The 22,616-nt window shown below is 70.7% G+C and carries 18 protein-coding genes and 2 pseudogenes; 14 read left to right on the top strand and 6 right to left on the bottom strand.

The genetic code is table 11. The annotated features are described in order from the left end of the window. Positions 1-5: 5 nt before the first annotated feature. The 8 genes from nuoH (at position 6) to recQ (ending at position 10,586) form a co-directional block, all read left to right on the top strand. Positions 6-1,358: an NADH-quinone oxidoreductase subunit NuoH gene (nuoH, locus tag ABD374_RS17415; protein ID WP_344496326.1), complete on the top strand. Its 1,353-nt coding sequence runs from the start codon at positions 6-8 to the stop codon at positions 1,356-1,358. Beyond that, positions 1,351-1,968 carry an NADH-quinone oxidoreductase subunit NuoI gene (nuoI, locus tag ABD374_RS17410; protein WP_425577258.1) on the top strand — a complete coding sequence of 206 codons (618 nt, stop codon included), beginning with the start codon at positions 1,351-1,353 and terminating at the stop codon, positions 1,966-1,968. Before nuoH ends, nuoI begins: the two co-directional genes overlap by 8 nt. Then, positions 1,965-2,822, top strand: coding sequence for an NADH-quinone oxidoreductase subunit J (locus ABD374_RS17405; protein WP_344496177.1), 858 nt, complete (start codon positions 1,965-1,967; stop codon positions 2,820-2,822). Before nuoI ends, ABD374_RS17405 begins: the two co-directional genes overlap by 4 nt. Next, entirely contained in the window at positions 2,819-3,118 is a 300-nt protein-coding gene (gene nuoK / locus ABD374_RS17400; protein ID WP_093799614.1) for an NADH-quinone oxidoreductase subunit NuoK, read from the top strand. Before ABD374_RS17405 ends, nuoK begins: the two co-directional genes overlap by 4 nt. Before the next feature lie 15 nt (positions 3,119-3,133). Beyond that, positions 3,134-5,086 (top strand): NADH-quinone oxidoreductase subunit L, encoded by a 1,953-nt coding sequence (gene nuoL / locus ABD374_RS17395; protein ID WP_344496174.1) that lies wholly within the window; start codon positions 3,134-3,136, stop codon positions 5,084-5,086. A 5-nt stretch (positions 5,087-5,091) separates the two neighbouring features. Next, positions 5,092-6,669: an NADH-quinone oxidoreductase subunit M gene (locus ABD374_RS17390; RefSeq protein WP_344496172.1), complete on the top strand. Its 1,578-nt coding sequence runs from the start codon at positions 5,092-5,094 to the stop codon at positions 6,667-6,669. After that, positions 6,666-8,321 (top strand): NADH-quinone oxidoreductase subunit NuoN, encoded by a 1,656-nt coding sequence (gene nuoN / locus ABD374_RS17385; RefSeq protein ID WP_344496170.1) that lies wholly within the window; start codon positions 6,666-6,668, stop codon positions 8,319-8,321. Before ABD374_RS17390 ends, nuoN begins: the two co-directional genes overlap by 4 nt. 156 nt (positions 8,322-8,477) lie before the next feature. Further along, positions 8,478-10,586, top strand: coding sequence for a DNA helicase RecQ (gene recQ, locus ABD374_RS17380; protein ID WP_344496168.1), 2,109 nt, complete (start codon positions 8,478-8,480; stop codon positions 10,584-10,586). Positions 10,587-10,852: 266 nt separating this feature from the next. Here the strand turns inward: recQ and fahA are convergent, their stop codons facing one another. Beyond that, complete coding sequence (gene fahA / locus ABD374_RS17375) at positions 10,853-12,079, bottom strand: fumarylacetoacetase (protein WP_344496166.1); 1,227 nt, start codon at positions 12,077-12,079, stop codon at positions 10,853-10,855. A gap of 264 nt (positions 12,080-12,343) precedes the next feature. Between fahA and ABD374_RS17370 the strand changes: the two are divergent. The 5 genes and pseudogenes from ABD374_RS17370 to ABD374_RS17345 form a co-directional block, all read left to right on the top strand. Continuing rightward, positions 12,344-12,577: pseudogene (locus ABD374_RS17370) on the top strand (ATP-grasp domain-containing protein); the annotation flags it as partial. 501 nt (positions 12,578-13,078) lie between these two features. Next, positions 13,079-14,089 (top strand): polyprenyl synthetase family protein, encoded by a 1,011-nt coding sequence (locus tag ABD374_RS17360; protein ID WP_344496164.1) that lies wholly within the window; start codon positions 13,079-13,081, stop codon positions 14,087-14,089. A 239-nt stretch (positions 14,090-14,328) separates the two neighbouring features. After that, positions 14,329-15,576, top strand: coding sequence for a LolA family protein (locus ABD374_RS17355; protein WP_344496162.1), 1,248 nt, complete (start codon positions 14,329-14,331; stop codon positions 15,574-15,576). Between the two features lie 60 nt (positions 15,577-15,636). Beyond that, positions 15,637-16,599 carry an ABC transporter ATP-binding protein gene (locus tag ABD374_RS17350; RefSeq protein WP_344496160.1) on the top strand — a complete coding sequence of 321 codons (963 nt, stop codon included), beginning with the start codon at positions 15,637-15,639 and terminating at the stop codon, positions 16,597-16,599. After that, positions 16,586-17,476, top strand: coding sequence for an ABC transporter permease (locus tag ABD374_RS17345; RefSeq protein ID WP_344496158.1), 891 nt, complete (start codon positions 16,586-16,588; stop codon positions 17,474-17,476). The genes ABD374_RS17350 and ABD374_RS17345 overlap by 14 nt, the downstream gene beginning before the upstream one ends. A 130-nt stretch (positions 17,477-17,606) precedes the next feature. Here the strand turns inward: ABD374_RS17345 and ABD374_RS17340 are convergent, their stop codons facing one another. Continuing rightward, positions 17,607-18,926: a M28 family metallopeptidase gene (locus ABD374_RS17340; RefSeq protein ID WP_344496156.1), complete on the bottom strand. Its 1,320-nt coding sequence runs from the start codon at positions 18,924-18,926 to the stop codon at positions 17,607-17,609. 221 nt (positions 18,927-19,147) lie between these two features. Next, entirely contained in the window at positions 19,148-19,597 is a 450-nt protein-coding gene (locus ABD374_RS17335) for a VOC family protein (protein ID WP_344496154.1), read from the bottom strand. A 25-nt stretch (positions 19,598-19,622) separates the two neighbouring features. Here ABD374_RS17335 and ABD374_RS17330 point away from each other — a divergent pair, with 25 nt between their 5' ends. Continuing rightward, positions 19,623-20,255 carry a CGNR zinc finger domain-containing protein gene (locus tag ABD374_RS17330; protein WP_344496324.1) on the top strand — a complete coding sequence of 211 codons (633 nt, stop codon included), beginning with the start codon at positions 19,623-19,625 and terminating at the stop codon, positions 20,253-20,255. A gap of 68 nt (positions 20,256-20,323) precedes the next feature. On the opposite strand, the gene ABD374_RS17325 is transcribed toward ABD374_RS17330, so the two are convergent. From ABD374_RS17325 to ABD374_RS17315, 3 genes and pseudogenes are all read right to left on the bottom strand, one after another. After that, positions 20,324-20,842, bottom strand: coding sequence for a winged helix-turn-helix transcriptional regulator (locus ABD374_RS17325; RefSeq protein ID WP_344496152.1), 519 nt, complete (start codon positions 20,840-20,842; stop codon positions 20,324-20,326). A 438-nt stretch (positions 20,843-21,280) separates the two neighbouring features. Beyond that, positions 21,281-22,309 (bottom strand): EamA family transporter RarD, encoded by a 1,029-nt coding sequence (gene rarD, locus ABD374_RS17320; protein ID WP_344496150.1) that lies wholly within the window; start codon positions 22,307-22,309, stop codon positions 21,281-21,283. Positions 22,310-22,501: 192 nt separating this feature from the next. Then, a pseudogene (locus ABD374_RS17315) lies at positions 22,502-22,616 on the bottom strand (2-oxoacid:ferredoxin oxidoreductase subunit beta); the annotation flags it as partial.

The following is a 22,616-nucleotide window of genomic DNA, read 5'->3' as shown; positions in this document are numbered from 1 at the left end:
ATCCGATGTTCCTCGCGGCCGAGGACCTGTCCATGTTCGGCCGCGACCCGTGGTGGCTCGTCGCCGTCAAGGCGGTCTTCTGCTTCGCCTTCCTGATGATCACCGTGCTCTTCTCCATCGTGTGGGAGCGCAAGGTCGTCGCCTGGATGCAGCTGCGCATCGGCCCCAACCGGCACGGCCCCTGGGGCCTCCTCCAGTCCCTGGCGGACGGCGTCAAGCTGATGCTCAAGGAGGACGTGGTCGTCAAGCGCGCGGACAAGGTGGTCTACGTCCTCGCTCCGGTCGTCGCGGCGATCCCGGCCTTCATGGCCATCGCGGTCATCCCGTTCGGCCCGGCCGGCAACGAGGTCTCGATCTTCGGGCAGCGCACCACGATGCAGCTGACCGACCTGCCGATCGCGATGCTCTACATCCTCGCGGTCGCCTCCGTCGGCATCTACGGCATCGTGCTCGCGGGCTGGTCGTCCGGATCGACGTACCCGCTCCTCGGCGGCCTGCGCTCCTGCGCGCAGATGATCTCGTACGAGATCGCGATGGGCGCGGCCTTCGCCTCGGTGTTCCTCTACTCGGGGTCGATGTCGACCTCGGCGATCGTCGAGGCGCAGCAGGACCGCTGGTTCGTCATCCTGCTGCCGGTGTCCTTCATCATCTACGTCGTCACGATGGTGGGCGAGACGAACCGTGCCCCCTTCGACATGCCGGAGTCCGAGGGCGACCTGGTCGGCGGCTTCAACACCGAGTACTCGTCGATCAAGTTCGCGCTGTTCATGCTGGCCGAGTACGTCAACATGGTCACCGTCTCGGCGGTCTCGGTCACCCTCTTCCTGGGCGGCTGGCGGGCCCCGTACCCCGTCTCCACCTTCTGGGAGGGCGCGAACCACGGCTGGTGGCCGATGCTCTGGTTCGTCGTCAAGGTCCAGCTGCTGCTGTTCTTCTTCATCTGGCTGCGCGGCACGCTCCCACGCGTGCGCTACGACCAGCTGATGAAGCTGGGCTGGAAGGTCCTGATCCCGGTCTCGGTGGTCTGGCTGATGCTGGTCGCCACGGTGCGCGCGATGCGCAACGAGAACATGGAATTCCAGAACATCGTGCTCTATGTCGCCGGAGCGATCGTCGCGGTCCTGCTCCTCTCCTTCGTCGCCGACATCTTCCGCGACAAGAAGGAGAAGGAGAAGGCGGCGCAGGACGCGGCACAGCCGGCCGCCTTCGACCCGATGGCGGGCGGCTTCCCGGTGCCTCCGCTGCCGGGACAGGAGCTGCCGCCGGTGCCCCGCAGGCGGCCGCGCCACGAGCGCGAGCTGATTGTCAGTGGTGGGCCGGACACTACAAGTGACGGAAAGGAGGCCGACGGTGTCTGACTTCCAGAATCCTGTGGCCGGCTTCGGCGTGACCTTCAAGGCCATGTTCAAGAAGCGGCTGACCGAGCAGTACCCGGAGCAGCAGAAGACGACAGCGCCGCGCTTCCACGGACGGCACCAGCTCAACCGCCATCCGGACGGCCTGGAGAAGTGCGTCGGGTGCGAGCTGTGCGCCTGGGCCTGCCCGGCCGACGCGATCTATGTCGAGGGCGCGGACAACACGGACGAGGAGCGCTACTCCCCGGGCGAGCGTTACGGCCGCGTCTACCAGATCAACTACGCCCGCTGCATCCTGTGCGGCCTGTGCATCGAGGCGTGCCCCACCCGCGCGCTGACGATGACCAACGAGTTCGAGCTGGCCGACAGCAGCCGCGAGTCGCTGATCTACACCAAGGAGCAGCTGCTCGCCGGCCTGGACGAGGGCATGGTCGAGGCGCCGCACTCGGTCTTCCCCGGCATGGACGAGCAGGACTACTACCGGGGCCTGGTCACCGAGGCCGCGCCGGGCACGGAGCGGCAGGTGGCCCTGAGCAAGGGCGAGCGGCCGCAGGAGGCCGCGTCCACCTTCGGTGAGGACGAGCCGATGTCGAAGAAGGTGATCGGAGGATGAACGCTCTTGCCGCCTCGGTCACTTCGACCGGCGAGGCCGTGCAGTTCTGGGTGCTGGGCACGGTCGCCGTCATCGGGGCCCTGTGCACCATCCTGATGAGGAAGGCGGTGCACAGCGCGCTGTGCCTGGCCGGGACCATGATCGTCCTGGCGGTCTTCTACCTCGCCAACGGCGCGTACTTCCTCGGCGTCGTCCAGATCGTCGTCTACACCGGCGCGATCATGATGCTGTTCCTCTTCGTGGTCATGCTGGTCGGCGTCACCGCCGCGGACTCCCTGAAGGAGACGATCAAGGGCCAGCGCTGGCTGGCCGCGGGGTGCGGCCTGGGCTTCGGCGTCCTGCTGATCGCCGGCATCGGGCAGGCCTCGCTCTCCACCTTCAACGGGCTCGGCAGGGCCAACGCCGCCGCCGGCGGCAACGTCGAGGGCCTCGCGGAGCTCATCTTCACCAAGTACGTCTTCGCCTTCGAGCTCACCGGCGCCCTGCTCATCACGGCGACCGTCGGCGCGATGGTGCTCACGCACCGCGAGCGCACCGAGCGCGCGAAGACGCAGCGGGAGATGTCCGAGGAGCGCGTACGCGGCAAGCACCTGCCGCCGCTGCCCGCCCCCGGGGTGTACGCCCGGCACAACGCGGTCGACATCGCCGGTCTGCTGCCGGACGGCACGCCGTCCGAGCTCACGGTCAACAAGACGCTGCGCGGGCGCGGCCAGATCCGCGACGTGTCGAGTGAGGCGATGGCCGACCTGAAGGCGCTGGAGCAGCGCTCCGCGGAGCGGCTCGGCCGTGGGTCCGGGCACGAGTCCGGCCAGGGGACCGGGCGTGACCAGGACGAATCGGAGGTCGCGAAGTGAACCCGGTCAACTATCTCTACCTCGCGGCGCTGTTGTTCACCATCGGCGCGGCGGGTGTGCTGATCCGGCGGAACGCGATCGTCGTCTTCATGTGCATCGAGCTGATGCTCAACGCCTGCAACCTCGCGTTCGTCGCCTTCTCCCGGATGCACGGCAATCTCGACGGCCAGATCGTCGCGTTCTTCACGATGGTCGTCGCCGCCGCCGAGGTCGTGGTGGGTCTCGCGATCATCGTGTCGCTGTTCCGGTCCCGCCACTCGGCCTCGGTCGACGACGCCGGCCTGATGAAGCTGTAAGGGGTCGCAAGAATCGTGGAGAACTTGATTGCGCTGCTCGTCGCAGCGCCTTTGCTCGGAGCGGCGGTCCTGCTGTGCGGCGGCCGGCGGCTCGACCGCGCGGGCCACTGGATCGGCACGCTGCTCGCGGCGGCCTCGTTCGTGGTCGGCGTGGTGCTGTTCGGCGCGATGCTGGGGCACGACGCCGAGGCGCGGACGATGCGCCAGCACCTGTTCAGCTGGATTCCCGTCGAGGGCTTCCAGGCTGACGTCGCCTTCCAGCTCGACCAGCTGTCGATGACGTTCGTACTGCTGATCACCGGTGTGGGCACGCTGATCCACATCTACTCGATCGGCTACATGGAGCACGACGAGCGGCGGCGCCGCTTCTTCGGCTACCTGAACCTCTTCCTCGCGGCGATGCTCCTGCTGGTCGTCGCCGACAACTACCTGCTGCTGTACGTCGGGTGGGAGGGCGTCGGTCTGGCGTCGTTCCTGCTCATCGGCTTCTGGCAGCACAAGCCCAGCGCGGCGACGGCGGCCAAGAAGGCGTTCATCGTCAACCGCGTCGGCGACATGGGCCTGTCCATCGCGATCATGCTGATGTTCACCACCTTCGGGACCTTCACCTTCGGGCCGGTCCTGGAGGCGTCCGCGAACGGGGACACCGGCGAGGGCAAGCTCACGGCCATCGGGCTCATGCTGCTGCTGGCCGCGTGCGGCAAGTCGGCGCAGGTGCCCCTCCAGTCGTGGCTCGGTGACGCGATGGAGGGCCCGACCCCGGTCTCGGCCCTCATCCACGCCGCCACCATGGTGACCGCCGGCGTCTACCTCATCACCCGCTCCGGCGCGATCTTCAACGCCGCCCCCGACGCGCAGCTGGCCGTCGTGACGGTCGGCGCGGTCACGCTCCTCTTCGGTGCGGTCGTCGGTTGCGCGAAGGACGACATCAAGAAGGCACTGGCCGGTTCGACGATGTCGCAGATCGGCTACATGATCCTGGCGGCGGGCCTCGGTCCGATCGGTTACGCCTTCGCGATCATGCACCTGGTGACGCACGGCTTCTTCAAGGCGGGCCTCTTCCTCGGCGCCGGATCGGTCATGCACGGCATGAACGACGAGGTCGACATGAGGAAGTACGGCGGCCTGCGGAAGTACATGCCGGTGACGTTCGTGACGTTCGGCCTCGGCTACCTCGCGATCATCGGTTTCCCGGGGCTGTCCGGCTTCTTCTCCAAGGACAAGATCATCGAGGCGGCGTTCGCCTCCGGCGGCGCGCAGGGCTGGATCCTCGGCACCGTGACCCTGCTGGGCGCGGGCATCACGGCGTACTACATGACGCGCGTGATGCTGATGACGTTCTTCGGCGAGGAGCGGTGGCGCGACACGGCGACCGCCTCCCCGGCGGAGCCGGACGTCGAGCCCGCCGCCGAGACGCACGGCGCCCACGGAGAGCCGCACCCGCACGAGTCGCCCCGGTCGATGACGGTCCCGATGATCGTGCTCGCCTTCGGGTCGGTGTTCGCGGGCGGGTTCTTCAGCATCGGCGACCGGTTCGCGAACTGGCTGGAGCCGGTGACACAGTTCGAGCACCCGCACCCGCCGATCAGCGTCCCGCTGATCACCGCGATGACGGTCGCCGTCCTGCTGATCGGTGTCGCGGCCGCGTACGCCCAGTACGGCCGGAAGCCCGTCCCGGTCGTCGCCCCGCGCGGCTCGCTGCTGACCCGCGCCGCCCGGCGCGATCTCCTCCAGGACGACTTCAACCACGTCGTCCTGGTCCGCGGCGGCGAGCACCTCACCCGCTCCCTGGTCTACGTCGACCACACCCTGGTCGACGGGGTCGTCAACGGGACGGCGGCCTCGGTCGGCGGGCTCTCCGGCCGGCTGCGCAAGCTGCAGAACGGCTACGCCCGCTCGTACGCGGTCTCGATGTTCGGCGGTACGGCGATCCTCATCGCCGCGACCCTGCTGATGAGGGCGGTCTGATCACGATGTCTTTTCCCCTTCTGACGGTCACGGCGGCGCTCCCGGCGGTCGGTGCGGTCCTGACCGCCGCCGTGCCGGCCGCCCGCCGTACCGCCGCCAAGTGGCTGGCGCTGCTCTTCTCGCTCGCGACGCTCGTCCTGGCGGCCCTGGTGGTCGTCCGCTTCGAGCCCGCCGGCGACCGCTACCAGCTCACCGAGTCCCACGCCTGGATCCCGGACTTCGGGGTCAGGTACGAGCTGGGCGTGGACGGCATCGGTGTCGCGCTGATCGCGCTGACCGCCCTGCTGATCCCGTTCGTGATCCTGGCCGGCTGGAACGACGCCGATCCCCTGGAGACGAAGTCCTCGCGGTGGCGTCCGACCCAGGGCTTCTTCGCCCTGATCCTGCTGGTCGAGGCGATGGTGATCATCTCCTTCGAGGCCACCGACGTCTTCCTCTTCTACATCTTCTTCGAAGCCATGCTCATCCCGATGTACTTCCTCATCGGCGGCTTCGGGGACCGGGCGCACGCGGGCACCGACGGGGCGGCGGCGGCCCAGCGCTCGTACGCCGCCGTCAAGTTCCTCCTCTACAACCTGGCCGGCGGGCTCATCATGCTGGCCGCCGTCATCGGGCTGTACGTGGTCGCCGGGTCCTTCTCGCTCGCGGAGATCGCCGAGGCGCGCGCGAGCGGCGAGCTGGAGATGGCGGCCACCACGGAGCGGCTGCTCTTCCTCGGTTTCTTCTTCGCGTTCGCGGTGAAGGCACCGCTGTGGCCGCTGCACACCTGGCTGCCCAACGCCATGGGAGAGGCGACCGCCCCGGTCGCCGTGCTGATCACCGCGGTCGTCGACAAGGTCGGCACCTTCGCGATGCTGCGCTTCTGCCTCCAGCTCTTCCCCAACGCCAGCGAGTGGGCGACGCCCGCCATCATCGTGCTGGCACTGATCAGCATCGTCTACGGCGCGCTGGTCGCCGTCGGCCAGCGCGACATCAAGCGCCTGATCGCGTACGCGTCGATCTCGCACTTCGGCTTCATCATCCTGGGCATCTTCGTGATGACGTCCCAGGGCCAGTCGGGCGCGACGCTCTACATGGTCAACCACGGAATCTCGACCGCCGCGCTGATGCTGGTGGCCGGGTTCCTGATCTCGCGGCGCGGCTCGCGGCTCATCGCCGACTACGGCGGGGTGCAGAAGGTGGCCCCGGTGCTCGCGGGCACCTTCCTGATCGGCGGTCTCGCGACGCTGTCCATGCCGGGGCTCGCCCCCTTCGTCAGCGAATTCCTGGTGCTGGTCGGCGCGTTCGCGGCGTACCCGGTGGCCGGTGTCATCGCGACCCTGGGCATCGTCCTCGCCGCTCTCTACACCCTCGTCCTCTACCAGCGGACGATGACGGGCCCGGTCAGGGCCGAGGTGCGGGCCATGCCCGACCTCAAGGCCCGTGAGCTCGTGGTCGTCGCCCCGCTGATCGCGCTGCTGCTGCTCCTCGGCGTCTTTCCCAAGCCGCTGACGGACATCGTCAACCCGGCCGTGCAGCACACCATGAACGACGTCCGTAAGACGGACCCCACCCCCGAGATTGAAGCGGAGGCGGCCAAGTGAGCGCATCAGCTGTCCACGGTCTGTGGACGACGGTCGCGGCGCCCGCCGCCGAGGGCGGTTTCACGGCCCCGCACATCGAGTACGCGCAGCTGTCGCCGGCGCTCATCGTCGTCGGCGCGGCGGTGCTCGGGGTACTCGCCGAGGCCTTCGTACCGCGCAAGGCCCGGTACTACGCGCAGTTGTTCCTGTCGGTCGTCGCCCTCGCCGCCGCCTTCGCGGCGGTCGTGGCGCTCGCGGCCGGCGGATACGGCACCACGAAGGCGCAGATCGCGGCGGAGGGCGCCATCGCGGTCGACGGCCCGGCGCTCTTCCTCCAGGGCACGATCCTGCTGGCCTCGATGGTCGCCGTGTTCACCTTCGCCGAGCGCAGGCTCGACCCGGACGCGCACGGCAACCGCGTCGACTCGTTCGCGGCCCAGGCCGCCTCCGTACCCGGAAGCGACAGTGAGAAGGCCGCGGTCAGGGCCGGGTTCACCACGACCGAGGTCTTTCCGCTCGCGCTCTTCGCGATCGCCGGGATGCTCGTCTTCCCGGCGGCCAACGACCTGCTGACGCTGTTCGTGGCGCTGGAGGTCTTCTCGCTCCCGCTGTACCTGCTGTGCGCCGTCGCCCGCCGCAAGCGGCTGCTGTCGCAGGAGGCCGCAGTGAAGTACTTCCTCCTCGGCTCCTTCTCGTCGGCGTTCCTGCTCTTCGGCATCGCGCTGATGTACGGGTACGCGGGCTCGCTCTCGTACGCGAGGATCGCGAGCGTCGTCGACGGCACGGTCAAGCAGATCGACCCGGCGCTCGCCGACACCATGGGCAACGACGTGCTGCTGCTCATCGGCGCCGCGATGATCCTGATGGGTCTGCTCTTCAAGGTCGGCGCGGTGCCGTTCCACATGTGGACCCCGGACGTCTACCAGGGCGCTCCGACCCCGGTCACCGGTTTCATGGCGGCGGCGACCAAGGTGGCGGCCTTCGGCGCGCTGCTGCGGCTGCTGTACGTCGTACTGCCGGGCCTGCGCTGGGACTGGCGCCCCGTGATGTGGGGCATCGCGATCGTCACCATGCTGGGCGGCGCGATCGTCGCGATCACCCAGACCGACATCAAGCGGCTCCTGGCGTACTCCTCGATCGCGCACGCCGGATTCATCCTGGCCGGTGTGATCGCGACCACGGGCGAGGGCGTCTCGGCCGTCCTCTTCTACCTGCTCGCGTATTCCTTCACGACGATCGGCGCCTTCGCCGTCGTCACGCTGGTGCGCGACGCGGGCGGCGAGGCGACGCACTTGTCGAAGTGGGCGGGGCTGGGGCGGCGCTCGCCCCTGGTGGCCGCCGTCTTCGCGGTGTTCCTGCTGGCCTTCGCCGGTATCCCGCTGACGTCTGGCTTCTCGGGGAAGTTCGCGGTCTTCAAGGCGGCGGCCGAGGGCGGCGCCGGGGTGCTGGTCGTGGTCGGTGTGGTCTCGTCGGCGATCGCCGCGTTCTTCTACATCCGGGTGATCGTCCTGATGTTCTTCAGCGAGCCGAAGGCGGACGGCCCGACGGTCGCCGTGCCGTCGCCGCTGACGATGGTGGCGATCGGCACGGGCGTCGTGGTGACGCTGGTGCTCGGTCTCGCGCCCCAGTACTTCCTGGACCTGGCCGGCCAGGCGGGAGTCTTCGTCCGCTGACCGTCCGCCGTCCGCCGTCCGGCGTGTTCCGTACGGGCACGACCGCCGCCCGGTGTCCCTCCTCGGAGGGGTGCCGGGCGGCTGCTTTCGGGTGGGGGTGTCAGTGGATGCCCCTATCGTGGGGAGCCGGGCACGGTACGTACGGGGGACAGAGCGATGAACGGGACGGGTGGCATGGTCGAGGCCGGCGAGGTGACGCGCAGCGACGCGCTGGAGACGCTGCACCGCGTCTTCGGGTACGAGGCGTTCCGCGGTGAGCAGGCCGCGGTCATCGAGCATGTGGTGGCCGGCGGGGACGCGGTCGTGCTGATGCCGACCGGCGGCGGAAAGTCGCTGTGCTACCAGATCCCCGCGCTGGTCAGGCCCGGTACGGGCATCGTGATCTCCCCCCTCATCGCACTCATGCAGGACCAGGTCGATGCGTTGCGGGCGCTCGGTGTGCGGGCCGGGTTCATCAACTCCACGCAGGACTTCGACGAGCGGCGCGCGATGGAGGCGGAGTTCCTCGCCGGGGAGCTGGACCTCCTCTACCTGGCACCGGAGCGGCTGCGCCTGGACTCCACCCTGGACCTGATCGGCCGGGCCAAGATCTCGGTGTTCGCGATCGACGAGGCGCACTGCGTGGCCCAGTGGGGCCACGACTTCCGGCCGGACTACCTGAACCTGTCGGTGCTGGGCCGGCGGTGGCCGGATGTGCCGCGGATCGCGCTCACGGCGACCGCGACGGACGCCACCCACCGCGAGATCACCCAGCGGCTCGGAATGCCGCAGGCCCGGCACTTCGTGGCGAGCTTCGACCGCCCCAACATCCAGTACCGGATCGTGGGGAAGTCCGACCCGAAGAAGCAGCTGCTGTCCTTCCTGCGGGAGGAGCACCCGGGGGACGCGGGCATCGTCTACTGCCTCTCGCGCAATTCGGTCGACAAGACGGCGGAGTTCCTCTGCCGCAACGGCATCGAGGCCGTGCCGTACCACGCGGGGCTCGACGGGGGGACGCGCGCCGCACACCAGTCCCGGTTCCTGCGGGAGGAGGGCCTGGTGGTCGTGGCGACCATCGCCTTCGGCATGGGCATCGACAAGCCGGACGTGCGGTTCGTCGCCCACCTCGACCTGCCGAAGTCGGTCGAGGGCTACTACCAGGAGACGGGCCGCGCCGGGCGTGACGGGATGCCGTCGACGGCCTGGATGGCGTACGGCCTCCAGGACGTGGTGCAGCAGCGCAAGATGATCCAGAGCGGCGAGGGCGACGAGGCGTTCCGCCGGCGGGCCGCCTCCCATCTGGACGCGATGCTCGCGCTCTGCGAGACCGCGCAGTGCCGGCGGGCCCAGCTGCTGGCGTACTTCGGGCAGGACCCCGAGGCGGCCGCCTGCGGCAACTGCGACACGTGCCTGGCCCCGCCCGAGACGTGGGACGGGACGGTGCCGGCGCAGAAGGTCCTGTCCACGATCGTGCGGTTGCAGCGGGAGCGCAGGCAGAAGTTCGGCGCGGGCCAGATCATCGACATCCTGCTGGGCCGCAAGACCGCCAAGGTGATCCAGTTCGACCACGACCAGCTGTCGGTCTTCGGCATCGGCGAGGAGCTGGCGGAGGCGGAGTGGCGGGGCGTGGTGCGGCAGATGCTGGCACAGGGCCTGCTGGCGGTCGAGGGCGAGTACGGCACGCTGGTCATGACGGACGAGAGCGCGTCGGTGCTGAGCCGGGAGCGTGAGGTGCGCCTGCGCAAGGAGGCGAAGCCGGTCCCGGCCGCGCGGTCCGGGTCCGCGAAGGGCGAGCGCAGGGCGAAGGCGGCGGCCGCCAAGGCGGACCTGCCGGCGGAGGCGGTGCCGGTCTTCGAAGCGCTGCGGGCGTGGCGCGCGGAGCAGGCGCGGGAGCAGGGCGTACCGGCGTATGTGATCTTCCACGACGCGACCCTGCGCGAGATCGCGACGGTGCGGCCGGGGTCGGTGGCGGAGCTGGGCGGGATCGCCGGGCTCGGCGAGAAGAAGCTGGCCACGTACGGGGAAGGGGTGCTGGGGGTGCTGGCCTCGCTGGGGGGTGCGGCGGCGGAGGCCCCCGAGCCGTCGCCTGCGGGCGGTGCGGCCGCCCGGGAGGCTCCGGCGGACGCCGCGGCTGGGGCTGCGGCGGCCCAGGCGGCCCCGGCGGCCTCTGCGGTCCCGGGGGGCCGGGCCGGGGCGGCGGGGCCGGTTGCCGGCGCGGGCGCGGAGGAGTGGGACTGGGACGAGGAGCCGGACTGGGACGAGCCGGAGTTCTCCGGCCCGGCGTAGCGGGCGGGCTCGGGCCGCCGCGCGGGGTCTTTCCCCACCCCGNAACCGGGGCCCCCCCCCGCCCCCCGCTCCTCAATCGCCGGAGGGGCTCGATGTGTGCCTGCTGGGGGTCCCCCCGGACGAAGTCGGGGGGAGACTGAGGACACGCCCGGAGGGCATCGGGGGGCCGGGGGCCCGCCCCGGGTCCGGGAAGGGGTGGGGCGGGGTGGGGACAGCCCCGCGCAGGGGCGCCCCGGTGCCCCGAAGGCGTCCCGTCGGGGGTGGTGTCAGCGGGCCGGGGTGATACGGCCCGTCACCTCGCCCAGTCCCACCCTCGTGCCGTGCGGACCCGGTGCCCACGCCGTCATCGTGACCTCGTCGCCGTCCTCCAGGAACGTCCGCTTGCCGGTGGGGAGTTCGAGCGGGTCGCGGCCGTTCCAGGTGAGCTCCAGGAGGGAACCGCGTTCGCCGGCCTCGGGGCCGCTGACCGTGCCGGAGCCGAAGAGGTCGCCCGTGCGCAGCGACGCGCCGTTCACCGTCATCTGGGCCAGCTGCTGCGCCGCCGTCCAGTACATGGTGGAGAAGGGCGGAGTGGAGACCACCTCGCCGTTGATCCTCACCTCGATGCGGATGTCGTAGCCGCCGGGCTCCTCCTCCTCGGAGTCGTCGAGGTAGGGGAGAAGGGGGAAGTCGCGGGCCGGGGGCGCCACCTGGGCCGTGTCCAGTGCTTCCAGGGGAGTCACCCACGCCGACACCGACGTGGCGAAGGACTTGCCGAGGAAGGGGCCGAGGGGGACGTACTCCCAGGCCTGGATGTCCCGCGCCGACCAGTCGTTGAGGAGGAACAGCCCGAAGACGTGGTCCCGGAAGTCCGCGAGCGGAACCGGCGTGCCCTGCGGGGAAGGGGTGCCGACCACGAAGCCGACCTCCGCCTCGATGTCGAGCTTGACCGAGGGACCGAAGACGGGGGCCGGGTCGGCCGGCGTCTTGCGCTGGCCGTGGGGGCGCACCACGTCCGTGCCGGAGACCACGACCGTGCCGGACCGGCCGTGGTAACCGATCGGCAGGTGCTTCCAGTTGGGGGTCAGCGCGTCGCCGTCGGGGCGGAAGATCCTGCCCACGTTGGTGGCGTGGTGCTCGCTCGCGTAGAAGTCGACGTAGTCCGCGACGTCGTACGGCAGATGCAGCGCGACCGCGCTGAGGGGGTGCAGCAGGGGCTCGATGTCGGCGCGGTGCGCGGGACTCGTCACCCAGGCGGTGAGCGCGCGGCGAACGTCGCGCCACGCGGTACGCCCCGCCGCGAGCAGCGGGTTGAGCGAGGGCTGGGCGAGCAGCGCGGCGTACGGAGAGCCCAGGGCGAGCGCGGCCGCCCCCGCGTCCAGCACATGGCCGCCGATACGGACACCGACCCGGCGGCGCTCGGGCTCGTCCGCGGTGGAGAAGACGCCGTAAGGGAGGTTGTGCGGGCCGAAGAGGTCGCCTTCGGCAAGGTCGAGCGGGCTCTGCTCGGGCATCGGTGCTGCCTCGCTTTCCAGGTCGTGGGGGGAACACGTTACGTGGGAGCCGCCTGTGACGGCAGTGCCTAAAGAGTCCGCAATGCCCGAAAAGACCTTGCTGGAGGCGGGAATTCCGGCTTAGCGTCCTTCGGGGACACGGACAGGGGTGTCGGGGCGGGCCGTGTCGTAGGGGGACGGGTGGCGAGCCGCAGTGCGCGTTTCACGAGTGCGCGCTCCACGAGTGCGCGATGCGGGAGCGCTCCCTTCGCGCCTGACCGGGACGTGCCCGGGCCGATCGTGAGGATCGGGAGCTACCCGCTGCACCACGGCGGGGTGGGAGCGATCCGCAGCCTGGGCAGGCTCGGCGTCCCCATGTACGCCGTCACCGAGGACCGGTGGACCCCGGCCGCGCTCTCCCGCTATCTGGAACGCGCCTTCGTCCGGCCGACCACGGGGACGGAAGAGCCCGAACGGTTCGTGGAGGGGCTGCTGCGGATCGGGCGCCGGATGCAGCGCGAGCTGTCCGCCGACCATGTGATGGCCGCGACCGGCTACCGGACGGTCGTGGCCGCGCTGGGGTTCCTCGGGCCCGGGGTGCGGACGGCGCTGGCGGTGACGCGGGGGGCGCCGCGGCTGGACGCGGGGTACGGGTCCTCGGTGCCGGGTCTTTACTTCACGGGGCTGCCGGCCGCGGCGTCGTTCGGGCCGGTCGTGCGGTTCGTGTGCGGTACGGAGTACGTGTCGCCGCGGCTGGCGCGGGCGGTGTCGCTCCGCTGACGCGGCTCGTCGGGCTCGCCGGAATCGGGCTCGTCGGGCTGGGTGCCGGACACGGTGCGGAACGAAATGCTTACTCCCGGTCTTATCGAGTGAGCAAGAACATACCGGGGTCTACCGGGCTGCGCGCGGGTGACGGGAAGGCGCTCACTGTGATCGAAAGCTGACCGGATACGCTGACTTGAGTGAAGACAGCGACACATCGACAATCCGTGTGATCGTCAGCAGACAGGAGTAACCCTCGTGACCGTCGTCGGGCCGTTCGGACTGAGCGTGCGGGACCAGGCTCTTGAGACCGATGTCCAGACCGGTTTGGCAGCCGTCGAGGAAGGGCTTCTCGACGCCACCAAGAGCGAGGTTCCGTTCATCACGGAGGCCGCACAGCATCTGATCCGGGCAGGGGGCAAGCGGTTCCGGCCACTACTGGTCATGCTGGCCGCGCAGTTCGGTGACCCCCACGCGCCGGGCATCGTGCCCTCCGCGGTGGTCGTCGAGCTGACCCACCTGGCGACGCTGTACCACGACGACGTGATGGACGAGGCGGACGTACGCCGCGGAGTCCCCAGCGCCAACACCCGCTGGGGCAACTCGGTCGCGGTCCTCACCGGTGACTTCCTCTTCGCGCGCGCTTCGCACATCCTGGCGGACCTCGGGCCCGAAGCCGTACGCGTCCAGGCGGAGGCGTTCGAGCGCCTCGTCACCGGCCAGATCCTGGAGACGGCCGGACCGCGCGAGGGCCAGGAGCCGGTCGGGCACTACCTGGACGTCATCGCGGGCAAGACCGGCTCGCTGATCGCGGTCTCGGGGCGCTTCGGCGCGATGATGTCGGGCGCCGACGAGAGCGTCGTCGACATCCTCACCCAGTACGGCGAGCGCCTGGGCACCGCCTTCCAGTTGGCGGACGACGTACTCGACATCGCGAGCGACAGCCACGAGTCCGGGAAGACGCCGGGCACGGACCTGCGCGAGGGCATTCCCACGCTGCCGGTGCTGCTGCTGCGCGCGCAGGCAGCCGAGCACGGGCGTCCGGACGACGTCGAGCTGTGCGAGCTGCTCGACGGGGACCTCACCGACGACGCCCTGCTCGCCGAGGTGCTGCGGCGCCTGCGCGTGCACCCGGCCCTGGAGCAGGCGCGCCGCGACACCATCCGGTACGCCGAGGGGGCGCGGGCGTCGCTGGCGCCGCTGCCCGAGTGCTACGCGAAGTCGGCTCTGGAGGAGCTGTGCGACGCGGTGGTGCACCGCGCCGGCTAGGCAGCCGGCCACCGATGGACGCAAGGGCCGACCGGCGCCTCCCCTGACTGACGGGGGAGGCGCCGGCGTCTTGTGTCATCCCGGAGCAGGAGACGGAGTTGATCCTGCGGGCTGACGCTTCCTGCCCGCCGTTTTGGTCGGATGAGAACCACCACTCCCCACCGATTCGGGTGAGAATGGCGGCGCGGGGTGGACGAGTGCAGTGGACGACGGCCGCCAACCACGGAGGTAGAGCACACATGGCACCCAACGACAGCGCACAGACCACCGACGGCGGGAACTTCGCCGCCGGCCGCCGGAAGGCCGCGCGTTACATCGTCCCGGTCGCGGTGGCGGGGGTGGCGGCGGCGACCATCGGGCTCGTCCCGGCGCTCGCCGATTCCGGCGACCCCGACCTGCCGAAGATCACCGCTCAGCAACTGGTCGAGAAGATGGCGGCCTCGGACACGCAGCACCTCTCCGGCACCGTGAAGATCAGCACCGACCTGGGCATCCCCTCCCTGGACGGCATCGCGGGCAGCCTGGCCCCCCGGGGCGGGGGCGAGGGCTCGTCGGCCGATCCGCAGGCCAAGCTGATGGAACTCGCTTCCGGCACGCACACGCTGCGCGTCGCGGCCGACGGCCCGGACAAGCAGCGGGTGTCGGTCCTGGACGACGCCGCGGAGTACAGCCTGATTCACAACGCGGGTGAGGTCTGGGCGTACGACAGCGCCTCGAACGAGGCCTTCCACACCAAGGCGCCCGCGGACGCCAGGGACTCGGCCGAGGACTCCGGCCAGCAGGAGAAGCTTCCCGAGGGGGTCCCGACGACGCCGAAGGGGCTGGCCGAGGAGGCGCTGAAGGCCGCGGACGACACCACCGCGGTGACGGTCGACGGTACGACGCAGGTCGCCGGCCGGGACGCGTACCAGTTGCTCATCAAGCCCGAGCAGTCCGGTTCGACGATCGGGTCCGTCCGGGTCGCGGTCGACGCGGAGAACGGCGTACCGCTCAAGTTCACCCTCACACCGAGCAGCGGCGGCAAGGCCGCGATCGACGTGGGCTTCACGAAGGTCGACTTCGGGAAGCCGGCCGCGGACACCTTCACGTTCACCCCGCCCAAGGGCACGAAGGTGACCGAGGGCGACGACGGGCCGAACGCCCAGGAGAAGGACTTCGGGAAGGGCTTCAAGGGCGAGGAGGACCTGAAGGACTTCGAGGGGCTGAACGTCATCGGCGAGGGCTGGACCTCGGTCGCCGAGATCTCGTCCCCCGGCGGCGGTGCGGCGGGCGACGACGCCGGCTTCAAGGCACCGGAGAAGGGCGACGTACCGCCGGAGGCCGAGCAGTTCATGGACGCGCTGGGCGACAAGGTGTCCGGTGAGTTCGGCTCGGGCACGGTCTTCGAGACCCGTCTCGTCAACGCCCTGATGACGGACGACGGCAAGGTGTACGTCGGCGCGGTCACCAAGGACGCGCTGGTCCGGGCCGCCGACGCGGCCAAGTGAGCAAGTGAGCAAGTAGAAGAAGGCAAGCAGAAGAAGCAAGGCAGACAAGGCAGAGCCGGGATGGAGGAGCTGTCCGCCGTGAACAGTGAGGCCGTGATCGACACACGTGGGCTCACCAAGCGTTTCCGCGGCGGGCAGCTCGCCGTCGACGGTCTCGATCTCACTGTCCCCGCCGGCAGTGTCTTCGGCTTCCTCGGGCCCAACGGCTCGGGGAAGACGACCACCATCCGGATGCTGATGGGCCTGATCGAGCCGACGTCCGGTACGGCGACCCTGCTCGGCAGACCCGTGCCGCGCGCCGCCCGCAGCGTGCTGCCCGAGGTGGGCGCGCTCATCGAGGGGCCCGCGCTGTACGGGTTCCTGTCGGGCCGCGACAACCTGATCCGCTACGACTCCGCCGACCCGGCGGCCGATCCGCGCACCCGCCGGGCGCGGGTCGCGGCGGCACTCGACCGGGTGGGCCTGACGGCCGCGGGGAGCAAGAAGGCCAAGGCGTACTCGCTGGGGATGAAGCAGCGGCTCGGGCTCGCGTCCGCGCTGCTCCGGCCGCGCCGGCTGCTCGTACTCGACGAGCCGACGAACGGCCTCGACCCGCAGGGCATGCGCGAGATCCGTTCGCTGGTGCGGGAGCTGGCGGCGGACGGCACGACGGTCTTCCTCTCCTCGCACCTGCTCGACGAGATCGAGCAGGTGTGCACGCACGCGGCGGTGATGGCCCGGGGGCGGCTGATCGTGCAGGGCCCGGTCGCCGGGCTGGCGGCCGGTGCGCACGGGCGGCTCGCCGTCACCACACCGGACGCGGCGGACGCGGCGCGGGTGCTCAAGGAGCTGGGCGTCACCGGTCTGACGGTCACGGAGGACCGGGTGACCGGAGAGCTGCCGCCGGGGGACGTGGACCTGGCGGACCTCAACACCGCACTCGTGCGGGCCGGTGTGCGGGTGAGGTCCTTCGGCGTCGAACGGGCCTCGCTGGAGGACGCGTTCGTGGCACTGACGGGGGAGGGTTTCGATGTCGCGGGCTGAGACGACGGTCCGGCAGGAGAGCCCGCGGGCCCGCAGCCCGCTGTGGACGCTCGGGCTCCTGCGGTCCGAGCTGACCACCACCTTCCGGCGCTGGCGCACGCTCGCGCTGCTGGCGGTGCTGGCCGCCGTACCCGTACTGATCGGCATCGCCGTGAAGATCGAGACGGGCGACGGCTCGTCGGCCGGCGGCGGAGGGGGCGGCGCGGGACCGGCCTTCCTCACGCAGATCACCAACAACGGTCTCTTCCTCGTCTTCGCCGCGCTCGCCGCGACCCTGCCGGTCTTCCTGCCGATGGCCGTCGGCGTCGTCGCGGGCGACGCGGTGGCGGGCGAGGCGAACGCGGGCACGCTGCGCTATCTGCTGGTCGCCCCGGCCGGACGTACCCGGCTGCTGCTCGCCAAGTTCGCGTCCACGATGGTCTTCTGCCTGGTCGCGACCCTGGTCGTGGCCGTGTCCGCGCTGGTCACCGGGGCCCTGCTCTTCCCGCTGGGCGAAGTCACCACCATCTCGGGCACGCGGACCGGCTTCGGGGACGGGCTGGTACGGGCCGTGCTGATCGCGGCGGTCGTGGCGGCCTCGCTGGTCGGGCTCGCGGCGATCGGCCTGTTCGTCTCGACCCTCACCAACAGCGGCGTCGCGGCGATGGCGACGACGGTCGGACTGCTGATCACGGTGCAGATCCTGGACACGGTCCCGCAGCTGGCCGTGGTCCATCCGTATCTCTTCACGCACCACTGGCTGTCCTTCACGGACCTGCTGCGCGAGCCGCTCTACTGGGACGGGGTGCTGGACAATCTCGGACTCCAGGCGCTGTACGCGGCGGTGTTCGGCTCCGCGGCCTGGGCGCGCTTCACGACGAAGGACATCACGGCCTGAGCCGCCCCCTGGGGCACGAGGGCGGCGCCGGCCGTTTCGTCAGGTCCGTTGCGCGGGCGGTGGCGCTGATCCGTGCATCCGGCACCTGTCATCTGCCGGGTGCCGGATGCGAGGTGCCGGCGGCCGGCTGTCAGAAGGTGAGCTTCCAGCTGTCGATGTAGCCGGTGTCCTGCGCGGCGATGTCCTGAGCCCTGAGCTTCCAGGTGCCGTTGGCCGGCTCCCCCGACGCGTCCACCGTGTAGGTGGTGATCACGTTGTCGGCCGAGTCGCTGCTGCTGGAGTTCTTCAGCCGGTACGCCGTCCCGTCGGGCGCGACGAGGTCGACCACCAGGTCACCGCGCCAGGTGTGCTTGATGTCCACTCCCACCCGGAGGGTGGCCGGGGCATTGCCCGTGCGGCCCGGGACGGTGACGGACGAGGTGACGGCCGTGCCGTTGTCCGGGACGGCGACGTCGGCGGTGTTCTCGTACACGTCGCCGGGCGGGGTGGTGGGTCCGGTGCCCAGCGTCCAGACGGCGTGGGCGATCGCGTCGCTGTTGCGGTCCAGGGCGGTGTCGTTGATGTTCGCCGTGGTGTCGCAGGAGGAGTGGTAGCAGCGGTCGAAGGCCGTCCCGGCGGTGCCGCCCCACTTCTGGGCCTGGGCGCTCGTCTTCGTACGGCTCGCGCCGGTGAAGAGGCCGCCGACCGGTATGCCCACGTTCTTGAAGTTCGCGTGGTCGGAGCGGCCGTCGCCCTCGGTCTCGATCTCCGTCGGGACGCCGAGGCCCGCGTAGTAGTCCTTGAAGGTCTTCTCGATGACCGGGTCGTCGTCGTAGACGAAGTAGCCGGGGTTCGGCGAGCCGATCATGTCGAAGTTGAGGTAGCCGGAGAACTTCGAACGCTCGGTGGCGGGAAGGCTGTTGACGTACGCCTTGGATCCGACGAGCCCCAGCTCCTCCGCGCCCCACCAGCCGAACCGCAGATGCTTTGCGGGCTTGAGCTGGGCGCGGGAGACGGCGAGGGCGGTCTCCAGGACGGCGGCGGAACCGGACCCGTTGTCGTTGATGCCGGGGCCCGAGGCGACCGAGTCGAGGTGCGCGCCGGCCATCAGGACCTGGTTGGGGTCGCCGCCCGGCCAGTCGGCGACGAGGTTGTAGCCGGTCGCGCCGCCGGAGGTGAACGTCGTGACGGAGGTGGTGAATCCGGCGGCGTCCAGCTTGGCCTTCAGGTAGTCGACGGATGCCTTGTAGCCGGGGCGGCCGTGTGCGCGGTTGCCTCCGTTGGAGGTGGCTATCGACTGGAGCTGGGTGAGGTGCGCCTTGACGTTGGCGAGGGGTATGTCGGGGGCGGCGAGCGCCGCGGACGGGGCGGCGGTGGTGGCGGACGCGGCGGGCGTGGTGGCGGCGACCAGGCCGGTGAGGGCGAGGGCGACGGTTGCGGCGGTGCGGCCGGCGGTGCTGGAGAGGTTCATGTGGGGGCTCCGGATTCCGTACGGGGACAGACGGAACGTGCGAGACGCCCCGCGACGCGTGCGGCGGCGCGGGGCGTTGGAGCTGATGGTGCGACGGTTCTGCGTGGGCCGTGCGTGGCTGCGCGTGCTGAATGTTCAGCGAGGGACCGACCCACCGTCAAGAGCGGAAACCGGTCACCGGTGTTCGAATGCCGGACGGTGCGGGCGGCGCGGAAGCCGCCTCACTGCACGCAGTACTCGTTTCCCTCGGGATCCGTCATGACCACCCATTCGCCCCCGGGCTCCTTCACGCGGTCGGCGACGGCCGCGCCGAGCGCCTCCAGGCGGGCGACTTCGGTCTCCCGCGTGCCCGGTTCGGCGTGCACGTCGATGTGCAGCCGGTTCTTGACCGTCTTCGTCTCCGGTACGCGCTGGAAGAGGATCCGGCGGCCGAGCCCCGTCCCCGTGTCCTTGTCGTACGGGTCGTCCGGATGCCGGACGGCGACCAGATCGCGAAAGGCGCGGCGGCCGTGGAATTCCACCGTCGCGTCGGGCACTACGGCGCCGAAACCGATGAGGCGCTCGATCAGGGCGTCGTTGTCCTCCACCTCGTAGCCGAGGGCCGCGGCCCAGAAGTCGGCCTGGGCGTGCGGGTCGTTGGCGTCGACGACGAGCTTCCAGTGCAGTGTCATGGTAACTGGTTATAGTGGTTACGTGATGGAGCGCGCAACGGAAACGCCCGGCCTGATCCTGCGTACGCCGCAGGGCCGTCCGTATCCCTTCGACGCGGGCGCCCTCTGCCTCGAACTGCTGCCGACCGGCGGCCCCGGGCCGCTCGCCCGGTACGAAGTGCTGCACACCCCCGCCGATCTGGTGCGGTGGGCGGAGCGGAGCCGGCTGCCGCCGGGGCTCGACCTGGCCGTGAGCGAAGACGAGCTGGCGGACGCGCGCACCCTGCGCGGCGCGCTCCACCGGCTGGCCGCCGACCGTGCCCACGGCCGCGCCCTGGCCGCCGCCGACCTCGACGTGGTCAACGAGCGGGCGGCGCGGGAGCCGCTGGCCGCCCGTATCGACGTGGTCGCGGGAGCGGGCGCCGTGCGCGCGTGGGTGCCGGGCGCGACCGGGGACCGGCTGCTGTCGACGGTGGCGCGCGACGCGGTCGACCTGTTCACCGGACCGTACGCCCACCGCATCCGCGCGTGCGGCTCGCACGACTGCTGTCTGCTGTTCGTCGACACCTCGCGCCCCGGGCGCCGCCGCTGGTGCGCGATGGAGCACTGCGGAAACCGCAACAAGGTGCGCGCCCACCGCGCCCGCCGCAGCGAGGGGGCTGCCCCGGCGGACGGCTGAGGGGCGCCTCGTGCGGCGCCGCGGCGCCGTGGCCGGGAGCCGCTCCGGTACCGGGAGTCGAGCCCGAGTCAGCGTCCGGAAGCCGCGGCGGCAGGAGCCTTCTCCGCCGCGTCCGCCGCCGCCGCGTCCGCCGCCTCCGTCGTTGCCTCCTCGGCCGCCGTACGGGCGTCGTAGTCGGCGCGGGCCGCCGCGATCTCGTTCTGGTGCTTCTCGGTCCAGGTGACCAGGGAACGGATCGTGGTGTGCAACGTCGCGCCGAGCGGCGTCAGTTCGTACTCCACGCGCGGCGGCACCACCGGGTGCACCGTCCGCTCGACGAGCCCGTCGCGCTCCAGCTGGCGCAGCGTCACCGTCAGCATGCGCTGGCTGATGCCGTCGATCCTGCGCCGCAGTTCGGTGAAGCGCAGTACGTGGTTGTCGAGCAGCGCGATGACCAGCAGCGACCACTTGTCGGCGACCCGGTCGAGGATCTGGCGGACCTCGCAGTCCTCGCGGGTGTCCCACTGGAAGGGGTCGGTGTCGCCGTACGCCCCCTGGGAGTCGGTGACTTGGCAGTTGCTCGGTGACTTCGAAGTGCCTTCTTCCATACGCCGTGATGCTGCCGCAGGATGCCAGTGGTTACAAGAGGGAACCGACCTGCGTCCCGACAACTGGCCTGATACGAAAGGCCCTTACCCATGGCCCGACGCGCCTGGGCACTGTTGCTCGTACTCTGCGGCACCATCTTCCTCGAAGGCATCGACGTCGCCATGCTGTCGCGGTGCCGGCGGTGATGGTCGTCGCGGGCACGGTGATCACGGCGTTCGGCCTGCGGGGCGGAAACGCCGGGCGTGGTGGGCGGGCGCCGCTGGAGACGTCCCGGCCGGCCGACGCACAGCCGGGAGCTGTACCGGCGGGGTAGGCACCCGGAGGGGCTCCTTCGGAGCCCCTCCGGCGATTGAGGAGCGGGGTCTGGGGCGGAGCCCCGGCTTCGGGAAGGGGCGAGGAGGGAGAGGGGAGGGGAACAGCCCCGTGGGGGCGCTCCCCTACGGCACGGGCTTGGTGGGCGCCGGCGTCGGCGCCGGCTCGGCCGCGGAGCCCAACGCGCCACCCGTGCCCGCAGTCGCCGCAGCGGTCGGCACCGCAGCGGCAGTCGCCGCCATCGCGGCCAGCCGCACCGCCTCCGCCCGCCCCCGCCGCGCTGTACGCAGCGCGTCCCACGTCAGCAGCGCCAGCGCCGCCCACACCAGCGAGAAGCCGGCCCAGCGCTCCGGCGGCATCGCCTCATGGAAGTACACGACACCGAGCCCGAACTGGAAGACCGGCGCGAGGTACTGCAACAGCCCCAGCGTCGACAACGGCACCCGGATCGCCGCCGCACCGAAGCAGACCAGCGGCACGGCGGTCACGATGCCGGTGGCGGCGAGCAACCCCGCGTGCCCCAGCCCCTCCGTGCCGAAGGTCGCGTCCCCGTGCGACCCGATCCAGAGCAGGTAGCCCAGCGCGGGGAGGAACTGGACGGCGGTCTCGGCGGCCAGCGACTCCACACCACCGAGGTTGACCTTCTTCTTGACCAGGCCGTACGTCGCGAACGAGAAGGCCAGGACCAGGGAGATCCAGGGCGGCCGCCCGTACCCGACAGCCAGTACCAGCACCGCCGCGAAACCCACCCCGACCGCCGTCCACTGCACGGGCCGCAGGCGTTCCTTCAGCAGCAGGACGCCCATGGCGATGGTGACCAGCGGATTGATGAAGTATCCGAGCGACGCCTCGACGACCTGGCCGTTGTTGACGGACCAGATGTAGAGACCCCAGTTGACGGTGATGACGGTCGCGGCGACGGCTATCAGCCCCAGCTTCCGGGGCTGACGGACGAGCTCCCCGACCCATGCCCACCGGCGTACCACCACCAGCACCACGCCGACGACGGCGAGGGACCAGACCATGCGGTGGGCCAGGATCTCCATCGCGCCGGCGGGCTTGAGGAGCGGCCAGAAGAGGGGGACGAGCCCCCACATCCCGTAGGCGCCGATGCCGTACAGCAACCCCGACCGCTGTTCGTTGACCGACTTCACTCGCCCTCCCGACCCGCGCACATCATCCTGCTGAAGGTAGCGCCGACCCGGCCCGGATGTCATGCCCGTATCCCCATACGGTCATGACATCCGGCGCGCGGCGGCACGGAAAGAAGAGGCGCGCGAGCACGAAAAGAGGGGCGCCCGGTCCCTCAGGACCGGGCGCCCCTTTCACCCGCCGGCGCGGTGACGTCAGCCGACGACGGTCCAGGTGTCGTTGCCGGCCAGCAGCGCCGCAAGGTCGCCTTTGCCGTTTTGTTCGATGGCGGTGTCGAGTTGGTCGGCCATGAGGGTGTCGTAGACGGGT

The sequence above is a fragment of the Streptomyces enissocaesilis genome, from assembly GCF_039533765.1.
In the GTDB taxonomy this organism is placed as follows: domain Bacteria; phylum Actinomycetota; class Actinomycetes; order Streptomycetales; family Streptomycetaceae; genus Streptomyces; species Streptomyces enissocaesilis.
Note: the sequence above shows the minus strand (reverse complement) of the source record. Positions and strands in the feature narration are given on the sequence as shown.